Origin of the sequence: Burkholderia catarinensis, assembly GCF_001883705.2 — a bacterium.
GTDB lineage: Bacteria > Pseudomonadota > Gammaproteobacteria > Burkholderiales > Burkholderiaceae > Burkholderia > Burkholderia catarinensis.
Window position 1 is genome coordinate 262581 of sequence record NZ_MDEQ02000003.1, and the last position, 14454, is coordinate 277034.

Below are 14454 nucleotides of genomic sequence, written 5' to 3' on the forward strand. Positions count from 1 at the left end.
CTGTTCACGCTAATAACGGGCTTGCGCTGGCCCCCAGAAGGGCCGAGCGCAAGGATTGCGACGAAGCGAATACTCGACGTATTCGCGAGGAGCATGACGCGGCGATCGGCCCTTCTGGGGGCCAGCCCCACGAATGATTTTTTCCAAACAGGGGAACGTGTCTTGCCGGCCGCATTGCGGCGTCGCGCGTCGCTTGTTTGGCTCGGCCAAACGGCGCTCCTTGCTTCTTGCACTGCAGCCGGCAAGGCACGTTCGCAAGCCCGTTATTAGCGTGAACAGGCCCTAACGGAGGCTCGTACAGGGCCGGGCAAGGTGCCGCGGCGCTTCCGGACGGGCCCGTTCGACGGGTGAGGCGCCGATTGTAGGAGGGCGGCGCCCGCGTATTAACGCAGTTGCGGGGAAACGATAGTTGCAGCCGGAGTAACAATCTGTCGCATCCGGTGGAGGAAAATAGCGGCTCCGCTACAGGTTGCTCACAGGAATGGATACGCTACAAAACATGCGGGTGTTTTCGCGCGTCGTCGAGACGGGCAGTTTCACCGCCGCCGCGCAATCGCTGAATTCGACGACGGGCGCGATGTCCCGCGCGGTGTCGGAACTCGAGGCGCGCCTGCGCACCCGTCTGATGAATCGCTCGACGCGCCGTCTCGCGCTGACGTCGGCCGGCGAAAGCTATCTGCGGCGCTGCCGCCAGATCCTCGCCGACGTCGACCGCGCGGAAGAAGAGGCGAGCTGTGCGCACGAACGGCCGGCCGGCGTGCTGCGCATGCACAGCTTCGCGAGCGTCGGTCATCACTATGTATTGCCCGCGCTGACGCGCTATCACGCGCAGTTCCCGGACGTGTCGATCGAGCTGTCGCTGTCGCAGCGCATGCCCGACCTGTTCGACGGCACGAGCGACATGGCCGTCGTGACGGCATCGTCGCTGCCCGATTCGGAACTCGTGTCGCACCTGCTCGGCTCGACCTTCAGCATCCTGTGCGCGTCGCCCGACTATGTGAAACGGCACGGCGTGCCGGCCCGTCCGCAGGATCTCGCCGCGCACGCGTGCCTGACGCTGTGCACGCCGGCGTTCCCGACGCACGAATGGGTGCTCGAAGGGCCCGAAGGCGTCGAGCAGATCCACGTCGCCGGGCCGGTGCAGACCAATACGGCCGAATCGCTCGCACTCGCGATCCGCGACGGCATCGGGATCGGCATGCTGCCGCTGTACTCGGCGATCGACGCACTGCGCGACGGCACGCTCGTACGCGTGCTGCCCGCGCACATCCTGCAGAAGATGAACGTCTACGCGCTGTATCCGTCGCGCCGCTTCGTCGACGCGAAGGTGCGGACCTGGGTCGAGATGCTGCGCGCACAGGTGCCGGGGATGATCGCGCGCGACGTCGAGATGCTGAACGCGATCGGCCGCGAACCGCAGGCGGGCGTAGGTTCCCGTGCTCATAACGAACTCGTGTGAACGCGAAAATAAGTCTCGTGTTCGACGAGAGAGGAGTCGAGCAACTGAACCTCTGCTGTGCCACTTGGCGAAACGCAATCAGGTCATTCAATCACGACGTAGAACGGCTCGGATTTTCCGTACAGCCTGTTGTCAGTTTTCCCGATAAGGAATGCCTCAACGAAGTGCACCCCGCGATAGAGCAGGCTTTCCGTCCTGGAAAAGCCCGCATCGCTGCGATAGAAGCCGCCTCGCAATGAATTTGCGTCGTATGCTGCTTTGTCGGTATTGGCGACTCGCCATTCGACCTTGTAGTTGCTAGGAAAGGGAGCGCCGACGTTGTTTATTGCGGTAAACCGAATCGCGCGGCCGGGCTGCAACGGGTCCAGTGATGCGACCCGTTGAATATAGGCCCCGTTCATCGAAGTCAGTAGCTCGGCTGAAATCTTGACAGTTTGCTGCTGAGTTGCAGTACGCCATCTGGGGCGCTGCACATAAGGTAAACTTGTCATGCGTGCCGGGAGGGCTGCGCGACCCGTTTGCTTGACCAAGTCGACCAAGTCGCGGAATTGTCCGGCCAGTGCAACGGCTGCGCTCTTGACTCCGACGGACTCGCTGACGCGTGCCGACTCTTTAGCTTCGCCGGAGGCGAAGCTGTCGCCAAAGACACGCTGCCACTTCCCAATCGACTCGTCTCGGTCCGCCTCGTTATAGGCGTCATCAATCCAGCCGCGATAGAGATTGATTTTGTCGCGGAAGTTGGAGAACTGCGTTTGGTCCCAGACGCGGCTCTGAATTTCTGACGGTAACGCTGGATTGCGAATCACCGGCACGTAATAGTGCTGCTGCAGCCAGTCGTCGAGGCGGCCGACCACGGTTTTCAGGCATGTGGGCGTGTCCGCGAACGCAGCGCTGCCCTTGTCTGCGTCAAAAATATGTGACCCAACGAGCGTAGTGAAGAGGAACGACGGGCAAGTGAAGTTGGTTTTGATGTCTCGCAAATACTTCAGCAATCGCGTGACCTTCTTGAGATCGTTGCCACCGGCCACGGCATTTCGACCCATGACCCAGTTGGTGTATACCAATGGGGACGATGCCTGGAAAGTATTCGAGATTCGGTTGCAAACTTCGTAGGTATCCGGCCTGAGTCGCCCCTTGACGCACGGTGCGATGTCAATGCGGCGGTCTCCCGCGTATTCGATGGTTATGCAGTGCGAATAGCGACGCACCTTGTCCTTGTAGGTGCTGTGCCCATCGAAGACGCTACCTAACTTGTTGACGTAGTCTTTCGCTTCCCAGTCGGCAACGGGCTCCACGATAACGAGCAAGTCAGCATCAAATTCGTCGCCTGGAAGCGGCTTAATAATGGTTCCGTGAGCCCACGAGCCATGGGCTGTGAAGCTCAAAATCTTAGGACGCCAGCCAGAGGCCTTGATAGCTGCTTTCACGGCCTCGACGCTGTCGGTAAGCTGGCCGACTCGCGTTTGATTGAGGTTGACTTCATCGTCGAGGAACGTGTTGAAGTGATCTACGAGTTTCACGCTTTTACTCCCTCCCGGCGCGCCTTCTTCGCCCTTCGCCACCAAACCCTCCGCGACATGCCCCCTTGGCTTTCGTTTGCTGCTTCCAAGCTGGAATGCTCGCAGTGGAACGCAAGGAGCTTCGGTCACTATGCTGGTAGAGGGCACCTTACAGATCTATTTCGTTGTTCTACAGAACGTTCGTTAATTTTTGGAGCGCGATGGGTGAGCCCCACCGCCGACCCAGTTGCCGGTGCTTCGCCAATACTCGTAGTACCACAACCATTCGGCGGTCCAAGGAATGTACGTCTCGATGAATCTCATGTCGCGATTCCATTCCCGTTGCTTGGGCCACCATAAGCACAGTTCGGTCTGCGCCCCTTTGTAGCCGTATATGTGCGGCAGTGGCTTTCCATTGTTCGATGCAACCAAATCCGGAGATATGACGAACATGCTCGGCCAGCCAGTACGTCGAATAACCAATAAGCACTTGTAAAGCGGCGAAAACGGTGTGGGCGAGATCTCAAAACAGTACCGAAGCTCCACGCCTCGAACTCGAGTTAGCCGCGCTCCCGGGATCTCCAGTGCGTCGAGCTCAAGAGCTATGTGCTCGAGTGAACGAGTCTTCGGTCCGCGTCGCAACTTCAGTCCCCGAAAAAATTGTGCGGGCGGGAGGCGACGGACTTCGCGGTTGCTGTCGCGGTGTAAAAAGTCGCTCGCCCAGCCCCTCGTTCGGTTTGCTGGCGTGCGAGTAGGGCTTTTTGGACCGCAGTCGCCGGGCGCCGACCAAACGCTTTTCGAACGCTTTCAATCACGACATCCATACCGCTGCGAGAATCAATTGCGGCAATGATGGTCTCGATATCCCCGACCAGTTTCGCGATCCAGTTCCTAAAGGCTGTTTGGCGTCCGACCTCGTTCATATCCTCGGCAAGATTGCTAGCCGGGGCCGCCGGATTCGGAAGTTGCCATTCTTCGCGCTGTCCGACTCGTTTGCTCACGAACTTTGTCGGCATGGTTTCCACAACATCGAGTAGCAACTCGAGCGGCGTCTCATGATAAGTCCGTGCCTTTTCGGCGTAGGCGTGAGCCGCAAGCGTCGTAATGAAGATCGACGTCGGTGCGAAATCCACATCGTCAGTCTTGGTGCCGAAGCTTACGTTGCGATGCAGCTTAAGGACCTGAACGATGCGACAGAGCCACGGATCGAAAACTTCATCGGGATCTTCGAGCGGAACAATCTCCACCGATTTACGCATCGAATCCATAGCCGCTGACTCAAGCGACAACATATACGGAGCGATGGCAGCAATTTCGCCGAAAAACTTTGCATAGCCGCGTGGATTTGTCGACTCGAACCGCGCGACCGACTTATCGGGGATCAATGCATGCGTCGAACCGAAGGGTGCTTGCAGTAGCGGAGCATCGATGACCGGCGCGATGTCGGCGCACATTCCGTCGGCATAGCACAAAGTCACACATCGATCCCATTTTTTGAGCTCAAGTCCGTGAGCGTTCGCATAGTCTTGGAAGGCAGCATGGAACTGATTGAGCAGCCGAGCCGGACCCCGTTCGTCGCTATATCTGGCGCGTGCTTTTTCATTCAGCCGAGCGATGAGGTCAATATCGAAGCCATCGCGAGAATCGTCCCGTGGCCGAACCATTGTGCCCAGTTGCCGAGAACCGTGAGGGTGAATCTGCGTGATCAGGTCGGCGAACTCGTCGCGCTGCGACAGGAATTCCGCTGTACTGTTGTAGCTCGACTCGATTTTTTGCAATTGCATCGCGGTCGGGACTTGCTCTTTCGCAATGACATCCACCAGAAAAAAGAAATTGTCGGATGACGACCGCGAGATCGACCGGCGATGCGTGTTCACGAGTAGGTCACGCTGCATAGCGGCTCCCAAGCGTATTAAATAGGTTTGAACTATTGTAAATTGAAATCAATAGTACTATATGTGGTAATTCTTGTGGATGATTGCGCTAATTATAGTGTGGTTGTGTATTTTTTACATCATCCGTGCGAATTGGTGTCAAAAATACATCAGACTCGTTCCGGGGGAGACAAAGGCTGGGAAAAGAGGCGTAGGATCGCGTTTCTGTCAAATCGCCGGCTGCGCGGCAAAACGGGTAGCAAGAACAGCATGAGCATAGCGAACAAGCAAAACGAGACGGCGATGGTCCGCCTACAGAAGGCCCGCCGAGTCCTGTACAGTCAAGCCAAGCTGGCTCAGGGGCTGGTTGTCTTGGTAACGTTGCTTCTGCCCGTCGCAGCAGCGCTGTGTGCCAAGTTCTTGCCGTCAGCGAAGCCGTTTGTAGCAATCGCATCTCTTAGTGTGAGCCTGTTCGACGCGTGTTTTTTCGATCGTTGGATGAAACAGCGTCTTAAGGAGGGGGCGAAGCTGCAAGAGGAGTTCGATTGCGCTGTGTACGAGATGTCTTGGAACAAGTTCCTTGTCGGGCCAAAGGTCGACAGAGAAGATGTCTCGAAGCGAAACCGAAAGAAGCTGTCTGCAAAGATCGAGGCGACGTTTTTGAACTGGTATTCGCCCGAGGTGGATCGTCTTCCGCTTCCGGCCGCGCGGATTGCATGTCAGCGTTCAAACGTGCGTTATGACTCCAGCCAGCGCAGGACCTACACTACGGTCTTGAAGGTCGCTATTGGTGTGATTGTCGCTGGTGTCTTCGGCGCAGGACTTTATCATGGGGAAGCGATGACGGACTTTGTCCTGACATCACTGGTTCCTGCGACACCGATCATCATTTGGCTGCTGCGCGAGCACAACCGGCATATTGACACGGTTCTGGCGGTAGAACGGATCAAAGGTGAAACTGATAAGCTTTGGACTGATGTGCTCGCCGCAACGGACCATGCACCGTTCGAGGTTAAAACACGAGAGTTGCAAGATGCCATTTTTGGTTTCCGTGCTTCCAGCCCACTGGTGTTTGATTGGCTGAATGGTCTCCTTCGCAAAGGACTTGAGCAGGACATGGTCGACGCGGTGGGGGCGATGGCGGATGAGTACGACAGCGCAAGTGGAGCGAGAGCGAAGGCATAATTGCTTTACCCACAAATGTAACCGATAGCCCGTCGAGCGCCTTGAAGTGGCACAAATGCCCGCGCTTGAAATCGCATAAAGTCTCCTCTGGGCGTGCGAGCAGATTCGCATTAACAATAGGGCTATGCAGTACGAAGATGGGTGAGGACAAAACGGCGTAATGCGTAATCGCGGTCGCCAGCCTTGAAATACATTCGGCCGAGGGGCAGTCTCCTTCATCGTAAGTCGAAGCTCCCGCGCAATTGACTAAATGCAACTCGACCGAGGTCGCCGGCGGCCAAGCGCTCACCTGCACGCGCAGAAGATGAACGTATATGCGCTGTATCCGTCGCGCCGCTTCGTCGATGCGAAGGTGCGGACCTGGGTCGAGATGCTGCGCGCACAGGTGCCGGGGATGATCGCGCGCGACGTCGAGATGCTGAACGCGATCGGCCGCGAGCCGCAGGCCGCCTGAGCACCATGCATGCGCCGGCACGTTGCTTCGCTGCCGGCTTCTTCACGCACACGCCACACGCGCGTCGCCCGCGGCACATCATTCATGCGGGCGGCGCGCTTCGTCACGTCGTCACAGCGCGGGCTTCGCGGCCACGCCCGATTCGGTCGTCGCCGCACCGGCCGGGCCGTACGCGGCTTGCGCGGCCTTGTGCTCCGCGAGGCGTTTCGCGGCGAGCCGTTCCTGCGCGGCCATGATGTCGTCCGGATAGTTGCCGGCGTCGCCGAGCGACGGGTTGTAGCCGACCGATTCGAGGTCGTACAGCTCCTGCAGCACTTGCGCGCGCGTGACGGGCGACTTTGCCGACTGGGCGAACGACAGGGCCGGTGCGGCGAGCAGCACGGCAGCGGCGGCGGTAACGACGAGCGATTTCACGAGGTTCTCCTGTATGCGGGTTGTGTTGCCCGGTTCGATCATCGATATGCGATCCGAACCGTCGATGCCAGTCTACGCAGCGCTCGCATGCGTAAAAACCCCGATTCCAGGCACGGAGCCTTCCAGATGAAACAACATTGGGGCGCGTCGCCGGTGCCGTGCGAACCCGCCGGATCAAGCGGGTTCGCCGCGCGCGGGCGACGCGCGGACATGCCGGTCAGAAGCGCGTGCGCATGCCGATCGTGCCGACGACCTGGTTCGCCGTGCTCGATGCGCCGCCCGAGCCGTTGATGAACGCCTGGTAGCCGCGGCCGGAAGCGTGCTGAACCATCGCTTCCGCATAAACGTCCGTGCGACGCGACAGCTTGTAGACGGCCTGCAGGTCGACCTGGTGCCACTTCGGATCGGTGCCGTGCTTGCTGTCGGGATTCGACACACTGGCGTCGGTGTACACGTAGGCCGCGCCGAGGCTGACGGCCGGCGTCACCGCGTAGCGCACGTTCACGTCGTAGTTGTTGAACGCGACCTGGCCGTTCGAGCCGAACGAGCCCGTGTTGTCGTACTGCGAACGCGTATAGACGAAGCCGACGGTCGCCGGCCCGAACACGTAGCTGACGCCGCCGCCGTACGAACGCATGCGGTCCGAGCCGATCGACCAGCCGCCCTGGTTCACGCTCTTCGCCTCGGCGACGTCGGTCGCGCCGGCGCTCGCGCTCGTCGAGCCCTTCGTGCCGTTCATCTGCAGGTAGGCGCCGGCCAGCTTCAGCGGGCCGTTCGTGTAGCTTGCCGCGACGCTGTACGCGCGGTTCGCGCCGAAGTTCGTCGCGTTCGAGAACGCGTACATCGCGCCGACCTTGAGGCCCGCGTAGGTCTCGCTCGTGTATTTGACCGCGTTGTTGATGCGCAGCGAGTGGTTCAGGTTGTCGTTGTCGAACGGATGCGCGAAGCTCGCGTCACCGAAGTCGCCGGCCGTGGCCGACAGCGGCGCGACGAAGTCGACCATCGTGTCGTACTGGCGGCCGAGCGTCAGCGTGCCGTAGCCGTTCTGGCTCAGGCCGACGTAGGCATGGCGGCCGAACAGCTTGCCGTCCTGGCCGAGCCCGCCGTTGTTCACGTTGAAGCCGTTCTCGAGCACGAACAGCGCCTTCAGGCCGCCACCGAGATCCTCGGTGCCGCGAAACCCGACGCGGCTGCCGTTGACGGTGCCGCTGTTCAGGCGCCACAGCGACGCACCGTTGGCGTTGTTGGTATAGACGATGCCGGCATCGATCAGGCCGTACAGCGTGACCGAGCTCTGTGCATGGGCCAGCGGGGCGAACAGCGCGGCGACGGATGCGCCGGCAACGAGTGTTTTCTTCATCTAAAGACTCCTGCGTGTGGGACCGGGAACGAAAGTTCGGCGCAAGTATAGGAATGCGGATCGCGCGCAAGGCCCGGGAGCCGCCCGAGCGGACCTTTCCAGATCGCGCAAGAGTCGTTCACAAAACCGACACGACGCGCCGCGCATGCCTGACGCAGGGTGTTTTCGCGTCGTGGCGGGCTGCCGGCGCACGCAGGGCGCGTGTCCGTTGTCGCGCGGCTGCAACAGGCGGCAGCGAGCGTGCGGCGGTTGCCCGACGTGCCCGACGCGCGGAGAATGGGTGTCACGTCCCAACGACCGGAGACAGACGATGCCCACGCCAGCACCTCTTCCGCCGATCAGTCCCGCCGTGTATTACCGCGATCCGCGCGCCGCGCTCGAATGGCTGGAGCGCGCGTTCGGTTTCGGGCGCGGCATCGTCGTCTACACGGCCGATGGGCAGGTCACGCATGCCGAGCTCACGCACGCAGGCGGCGTGGTGATGATCGGCGGCTACTGGGCCGATTTCGTCGCGAGCCCGCCGGACGTCGGCGGCCGCAACACGCAGGGCGTGCACGTGCAGCTCGCGAGCGATATCGACGCGCATTGCGAGCACGCGCGGCAGGCCGGCGCTGAGATCCTGCAGGAGCCGGCCGACCAGTTCTACGGCGACCGCACGTACCGTGCGCGCGATCCCGAACTGCATGTGTGGACGTTCGGCCAGCATGTGCGCGACGTGACGCCGGAGGAGGCCGCCGCGGAAACAGGCCTGAAGTTCGAAGGCTGGTCGTGACGCGCCGCGCATCGTGCGCGGGCTTTGCCCGCATTCCTTTGCATCGAATTCAACGAATCGCACGGCCGCCATGCGCATCGCGCGGCCGTTTTCATGCATGCCACGAGGGATCCCCCACATGAATCTGTTCAACGTACGCCTGCGCGGCCGCGACGGCCTGTTCACGATCGTCATCGACGGCGGCACGATCGCGCGGGTCGACGCGCAGCCGGCGTCGATCGCACCGGCGCGCAACGACGATATCGACGCGGGCGGCCGCCTTGCGATCCCGCCGCTCGTCGAGCCGCATATCCACCTCGATGCCGTGCTGACGGCCGGCGAGCCTGCCTGGAACATGAGCGGTACGCTGTTCGAGGGCATCGAGCGCTGGGCCGAACGCAAGGCGACGATCACGCATGAAGATACGAAGACGCGCGCGCACGCGGCGATCGGCATGCTGCGCGACCACGGGATCCAGCACGTGCGCACGCACGTCGACGTCACCGATCCGACGCTCGCCGCGCTGAAGGCGATGCTGGAAGTGAAGGACGAGGCTCGCGGGCTGATCGACCTGCAGATCGTCGCGTTTCCGCAGGAGGGCATCGAATCGTTCGACGGCGGCCGCGCGCTGATGGAGCAGGCGATCGACCTGGGCGCGGACGTCGTCGGCGGGATTCCGCATTTCGAGAACACGCGCGAGCAGGGCGTCAGCTCGATCCGCTTCCTGATGGATCTCGCGGAACGCACCGGCTGCCTCGTCGACGTGCATTGCGACGAGACCGACGATCCGCACTCACGCTTTCTGGAAGTGCTCGCCGAAGAGGCGCGCGTGCGCGGGATGGGCGCGCGCGTGACCGCGAGCCATACGACCGCGATGGGCTCGTACGACAACGCGTACTGCTCGAAGCTGTTCCGGCTGCTGAAGCGCGCGGGCCTGAACTTCATCTCGTGCCCGACCGAGAGCATCCACCTGCAGGGGCGCTTCGACACGTTTCCGAAGCGGCGCGGCGTCACGCGCGTGGCAGAACTCGACCGCGCGGGCCTCAACGTGTGCTTCGGGCAGGATTCGATCAAGGATCCGTGGTATCCGCTCGGCAACGGCAACATCCTGCGCGTGCTCGATGCGGGCCTCCATATCTGCCACATGATGGGCTACCAGGATTTGCAGCGCTGCCTCGACTTCGTGACCGACCACAGCGCGACGACGATGCATCTCGGCGACGGCTACGGCATCGCGGCCGGGCGTCCGGCGAATCTCGTCGTGCTCGACGCGGACGGCGATTACGAAGCGGTGCGCCGGCAGGCGAAGGCCACGCTGTCGGTCCGCCACGGGAAGGTGATCATGCGGCGCGAACCGGAGCGCGTCACGTATCCGGATTGATGCGGAAGGCGGGCGGTCCCGGGCCGCCCGTCTTTATGTATTCATCAAATGCATGAGTCGATTCTAAAAATACGTTTGTCTCATGATGAGCGCAGGCCTACGATGCGGTCCTGACGACGGTGCGCGTGTTGCGCGCCGTCCTTTCGATCCCTGTTCGCCGACCCCATGCGCCTCGATCTCCCGTCCGCTCCCGCATCCTCTTTGCCGCCTGCCGGCCCGTTCGCCCGCGTGGCCGCCGTCGCGATCCTGACCGGCGTCGGCGCGGGCCTCGGCGGCATGCTGCTCGCGCTGCTGCTGCACGCGATCCAGCACATCGCATACGGCTACAGCGTCGCGCACGTGATCGGCACCGAGAGCTTCCTCACCGGCGTTGCCGGCGCCGATCCGCTGCGCCGGTTTGCGGTGCCGGTCGTCTGCGGGATCGTCGCAGGCGGCGGCTGGTGGGCGCTTTACCGGTACGGCCGGCCGCTCGTCAGCATCCGCCGTGCGGTGCGCGCGGCCGATCCGCGCATGCCGTTCGTCAGCACGACGATTCACGCGCTGCTGCAGATCGTCACCGTCGCGCTCGGCTCGCCGCTCGGCCGCGAGGTCGCGCCGCGCGAGATCGGTTCGCTGCTCGCCGGGCGGCTCGCGCATGCCGCGGGGCTCACGCCCGACGACTGCCGGCTGATGGTCGCGTGCGGTGCGGGCGCGGGCCTCGCGGCCGTCTACAACGTGCCGCTCGGCGGCGCGATCTTCGTGCTCGAAGTGCTGCTCGGCACGTTCGAGCTGCGTGCGCTGGTCGTGGCGGTCGTGACGTCGTCGATCGCGGCGGCCGTCGCGTGGATCGGCCTCGGCAACGAACACCAGTACGCGGTGCCGCCGTTTGCGCTGAGCACGCCGCTGGTTGCGTGGTCGATCGTCTGCGGGCCGCTGTTCGGCTTCGCCGCGTACGGCTTCGTGCGGCTCACGACCCATGCGCGGGCGAACGCGCCGAAGGACTGGCGGCTGCCCGTGCTCGCGCTGGTCAACTTCGCGGTGATCGGCGTGCTCGCGATGCGGTTTCCGCAACTGCTCGGCAACGGCAAGGGCGCGGCGTCGCTGGGCTTCGACGGCACGCTGACGATCGGTCTTGCCGCAGCGCTGCTCGTGCTGAAGGTGCTGATCGAGGCCGGCAGCCTGCGGGCCGGCGCGGAGGGCGGGCTGCTGACGCCGGGCCTTGCGAACGGCGCGCTGCTCGGCGTCGTGCTCGGCGGGCTGTGGAGCCTCGTGTGGCCGGGCGCGTCGATCGGCGGGTGCGCACTCATCGGCGCGACCGCGTTTCTCGCCGCGTCGATGCAGATGCCGATCACGGCCGTCGTGTTGCTGCTCGAATTCACGCGCGCGAATCACGACAGTCTCGTGCCGATGCTGCTCGCCGTGGCCGGCTCGCTGGTTGCGTACCGGTTCGCGCAGCGGCAGGCCGAGCGGCGGGCGAATGCGGTTGCGATCGTGAGCACGCCCGCGACGACGGCGCGCTGATGCGTACGAATGGTCAAGAGTCGGGCGAGGGTGGCGCGAACGCATCCAGCCCGCTTGAATCCAGCCTGCCTTCAGCCGCGCGATCGCACGTCGGGCCGCTCGTGCCCATGACGCAACGCGAGGCTCGCGAACGCTGCGGCGACGAGCGCGGCCGCAAGCAGCGTCAGCCCGTTCTTCGCATTGCCGGTCGCCTGTTCGATCGCGCCGACGACGGTCGGCCCGACGAAGCCGCCGAGCAACCCGCACGTGTTCACGAGCCCGAGTCCGCCGGCCAGTGCGCTACCGGCAAGCCGCGACGCGGGAAACGTGAAGACGATCGACTGTACGACGAAGAACATGGACGCCGCCACGCACACGCAAAGGAGCCCCGCGACCGGCGACGCATGCGCGGCGCCGACCATCCCGACCGCCATCACGACCAGCCCCCCGCACAGCATCCGGCGTGCATGACGCGACTCGCGTGCGAAGCGCGGTAACGTCCCGGCCCCGAGCGCCGCGGCGAGCCAGGGCAGCGCAGTCAGCAACCCGACTGTGAACGGGGAGAAGCGTCCTGACGCGCCGATGATGCCCGGCAGGAAGAAGATCACCGTGTAGATGGTCAACTGGTGGCAGAAGTACACGAAGATCGCGAGCCAGATCTGCGGATCGCGCAGTGCGGCGCCGAACGCATGGCCGCCGTGCGTGGCGACGCCCGCGTCCTGTTCCGCGGCCAGCGTGCGCTCGAGTGCACGGCCGGTTTCCGCGGAGAGCCACGGTGCCGTGCTCGGGCGGTCCGGCAACCGTGTCCACACGACGAACGCGAGCAGGATCGCCGGAATGCCTTCGACGACGAACAGCCATTGCCAGCCGTGGAAACCCAGCGTGCCGTCGAGCTCGATCAGCGCGCCGGCCAGTGGCCCGCCGACGATGTTTGCAATGCACACGCCGAGCAGGAAATAACCGGTTGCGCGCGCACGCTCCTCGCGGCCGAACCAGTACGTCAGGTACAACATCACGCCGGGAAACAGGCCGGCTTCGGCAGCGCCGAGCAGCAGGCGCATCACGTAGAACGACGTCTCGCCGCTGACGAACGCCATCGCGACCGACAGCGCGCCCCACGTAATCATGATGCGCGTGATCCAGAAGCGCGCACCGACGCGATGCATGACGAGGTTGCTCGGGATCTCGAAGAGCGCGTAGGTCAGAAAGAACAGGCCCGCGCCGAGTCCGTACGCGGCCGATGAAATGCCGAGATCGACACCCATCGAATGTTTGGCGAACGCGATGTTGGTGCGGTCGAGAAAGCTGATCACATAGGCGGCGATCAGCAGCGGCATGAGTTTGCGGAACAGCAGCCGGTTCAGCGACGCGTTCGCGTCGCCGGCGGCGGCAGACAGGGCCTGCGCGTGATGAGTGGACATGCGGACGACTCCGGTAAGGGCGAACCGGCGCGCACGGCAAGCACGGCGCGCCGCGTTCGGCAGATGCCGCTGCGGTGCATGCAGCGGATGGGCAGACGACGGAGCCGCGCCGGCGGCGCTCGGACGGAGCGGGGCGATGATGGGCGTCCTGGCGCCGGCCGGCTCGGGCCGGCGCCTTGTCACTGCGCTTGCGGATGCTGGTGTTGGGGCGCTACCCGGCGATCAGAAATTCACCGCGTCGCCGCCCTTGAGTGCGAGCATCGCGCGCGCCTCGGCCGGCGTCGCGATCTCCAGCGACAGGCCTTCGAGCACCTGCCGCATTTTCAGTACCTGCGCGGCGCTCGATTCCGCGAGCTTGCCCGGCGCGATCCACAGCGAATCCTCGAGCCCGACGCGCACGTTCGCGCCCTGCGCAGCGCCGATCGTCGCGAGCGGAATCTGGTTGCGGCCCGCGCCGAGGATCGACCACACGTAATCGCTGCCGAACAGGCGGTCGGCCGTGCGGCGCATGTGCATCAGGTCCTCCGGGTGTGCACCGATCCCGCCGAGCAGGCCGAACACGCTTTGCACGAAGAACGGCGGCTTCGCGAGCCCGCGGTCGACAAAATGCGCGAGGTTGTACAGGTGCGAGATGTCGTAGCACTCGAATTCGAAACGCGTGCCGTTCGCGCCGCAGCGCGTGAGGATCGTCTCGATGTCGGCGAAGGTGTTCTTGAAGACGAGATCGCGGCTCTTCTCGAGATGTTCGCGTTCCCACGGATGCTTCAGCTCGCGGAAGCGCTCGAGCATCGGGTACAGCCCGAAGTTCATCGAACCCATGTTCAACGATGCGACCTCGGGCTGGAAATGCAGCGCGGGCTGCAGCCGCTCGTCGACCGTCATGTGCGGGCTGCCGCCCGACGTGAGATTGATCACCGCGTCGGTCTGCGCCTTGATGCGCGGCAGGAATTCGGCGAACACGGCCGGATCCTGCGTGGGTTTGCCGTCGGACGGGTTGCGTGCGTGCAGGTGCAGGATCGCCGCGCCGGCCTGCGCGGCTGCGACAGCGGCCGTTTCGATTTCGTGCGGTGTCACGGGCAGGTACGGCGACATCGACGGGGTATGGATCGCGCCGGTCGGCGCACAGGTGATGATGACTTTGCGAGCGTTTGCCACGGATGGATTCCTTTCGGTGAGC

The 14454-nt window shown here is 63.3% G+C and carries 12 protein-coding genes and 1 pseudogene; 6 read left to right on the forward strand and 7 right to left on the reverse strand.

Features of this window, described 5'->3' with window-relative positions; all coding sequences use genetic code 11:
- Positions 1-481: 481 nt before the first annotated feature.
- On the forward strand, positions 482-1459 hold the full coding sequence (locus BFF94_RS06450; protein ID WP_128845075.1) for a LysR family transcriptional regulator: 978 nt from the start codon (positions 482-484) through the stop codon (positions 1457-1459).
- Positions 1460-1542: 83 nt separating this feature from the next.
- On the opposite strand, the gene BFF94_RS06455 is transcribed toward BFF94_RS06450, so the two are convergent.
- The 3 genes from BFF94_RS06455 to BFF94_RS06460 form a co-directional block, all read right to left on the reverse strand.
- Positions 1543-2979 carry an SMODS domain-containing nucleotidyltransferase gene (locus tag BFF94_RS06455; protein ID WP_128845073.1) on the reverse strand — a complete coding sequence of 479 codons (1437 nt, stop codon included), beginning with the start codon at positions 2977-2979 and terminating at the stop codon, positions 1543-1545.
- Between the two features lie 183 nt (positions 2980-3162).
- Complete coding sequence (locus BFF94_RS38570; protein ID WP_504740283.1) at positions 3163-3600, reverse strand: type II CBASS E2 protein; 438 nt, start codon at positions 3598-3600, stop codon at positions 3163-3165.
- Positions 3601-3602: 2 nt separating this feature from the next.
- Positions 3603-4835 carry a nucleotidyltransferase domain-containing protein gene (locus BFF94_RS06460; RefSeq protein ID WP_219139119.1) on the reverse strand — a complete coding sequence of 411 codons (1233 nt, stop codon included), beginning with the start codon at positions 4833-4835 and terminating at the stop codon, positions 3603-3605.
- A gap of 267 nt (positions 4836-5102) precedes the next feature.
- On the opposite strand from BFF94_RS06460, the gene BFF94_RS06465 reads away from it, so the two are divergent.
- Both BFF94_RS06465 and BFF94_RS06470 read left to right on the forward strand, forming a co-directional pair.
- Positions 5103-6017 (forward strand): S-4TM family putative pore-forming effector, encoded by a 915-nt coding sequence (locus BFF94_RS06465; protein ID WP_128845069.1) that lies wholly within the window; start codon positions 5103-5105, stop codon positions 6015-6017.
- A 298-nt stretch (positions 6018-6315) separates the two neighbouring features.
- Positions 6316-6471: pseudogene (locus BFF94_RS06470) on the forward strand (LysR family transcriptional regulator); the annotation flags it as partial.
- 111 nt (positions 6472-6582) lie between these two features.
- On the opposite strand, the gene BFF94_RS06475 reads toward BFF94_RS06470, so the two are convergent.
- Both BFF94_RS06475 and BFF94_RS06480 read right to left on the reverse strand, forming a co-directional pair.
- Positions 6583-6885, reverse strand: a complete 303-nt coding sequence (locus tag BFF94_RS06475) for a DUF4148 domain-containing protein (protein ID WP_128845067.1) — start codon at positions 6883-6885, stop codon at positions 6583-6585.
- Between the two features lie 217 nt (positions 6886-7102).
- A complete protein-coding gene (locus BFF94_RS06480) occupies positions 7103-8245 on the reverse strand; it encodes a porin (protein ID WP_128845066.1) in 1143 nt (380 codons plus the stop codon).
- A 310-nt stretch (positions 8246-8555) separates the two neighbouring features.
- On the opposite strand from BFF94_RS06480, the gene BFF94_RS06485 reads away from it, so the two are divergent.
- The 3 genes from BFF94_RS06485 (at position 8556) to BFF94_RS06495 (ending at position 11877) form a co-directional block, all read left to right on the forward strand.
- Positions 8556-9017, forward strand: a complete 462-nt coding sequence (locus tag BFF94_RS06485; RefSeq protein WP_128845064.1) for a VOC family protein — start codon at positions 8556-8558, stop codon at positions 9015-9017.
- Positions 9018-9135: 118 nt separating this feature from the next.
- Entirely contained in the window at positions 9136-10377 is a 1242-nt protein-coding gene (codA, locus tag BFF94_RS06490) for a cytosine deaminase (protein WP_128845062.1), read from the forward strand.
- Between the two features lie 165 nt (positions 10378-10542).
- Complete coding sequence (locus BFF94_RS06495; RefSeq protein ID WP_219139120.1) at positions 10543-11877, forward strand: chloride channel protein; 1335 nt, start codon at positions 10543-10545, stop codon at positions 11875-11877.
- Positions 11878-11948: 71 nt separating this feature from the next.
- Here the strand turns inward: BFF94_RS06495 and BFF94_RS06500 are convergent, their stop codons facing one another.
- Both BFF94_RS06500 and kce read right to left on the reverse strand, forming a co-directional pair.
- Positions 11949-13277 carry an MFS transporter gene (locus BFF94_RS06500; RefSeq protein ID WP_128845058.1) on the reverse strand — a complete coding sequence of 443 codons (1329 nt, stop codon included), beginning with the start codon at positions 13275-13277 and terminating at the stop codon, positions 11949-11951.
- A 222-nt stretch (positions 13278-13499) separates the two neighbouring features.
- The gene (kce, locus tag BFF94_RS06505; protein ID WP_006482842.1) at positions 13500-14432 is read right to left on the reverse strand and encodes a 3,5-dioxohexanoate:acetyl-CoA acetone transferase; all 933 of its coding nucleotides are present in this window, start codon (positions 14430-14432) and stop codon (positions 13500-13502) included.
- Positions 14433-14454: the final 22 nt, after the last annotated feature.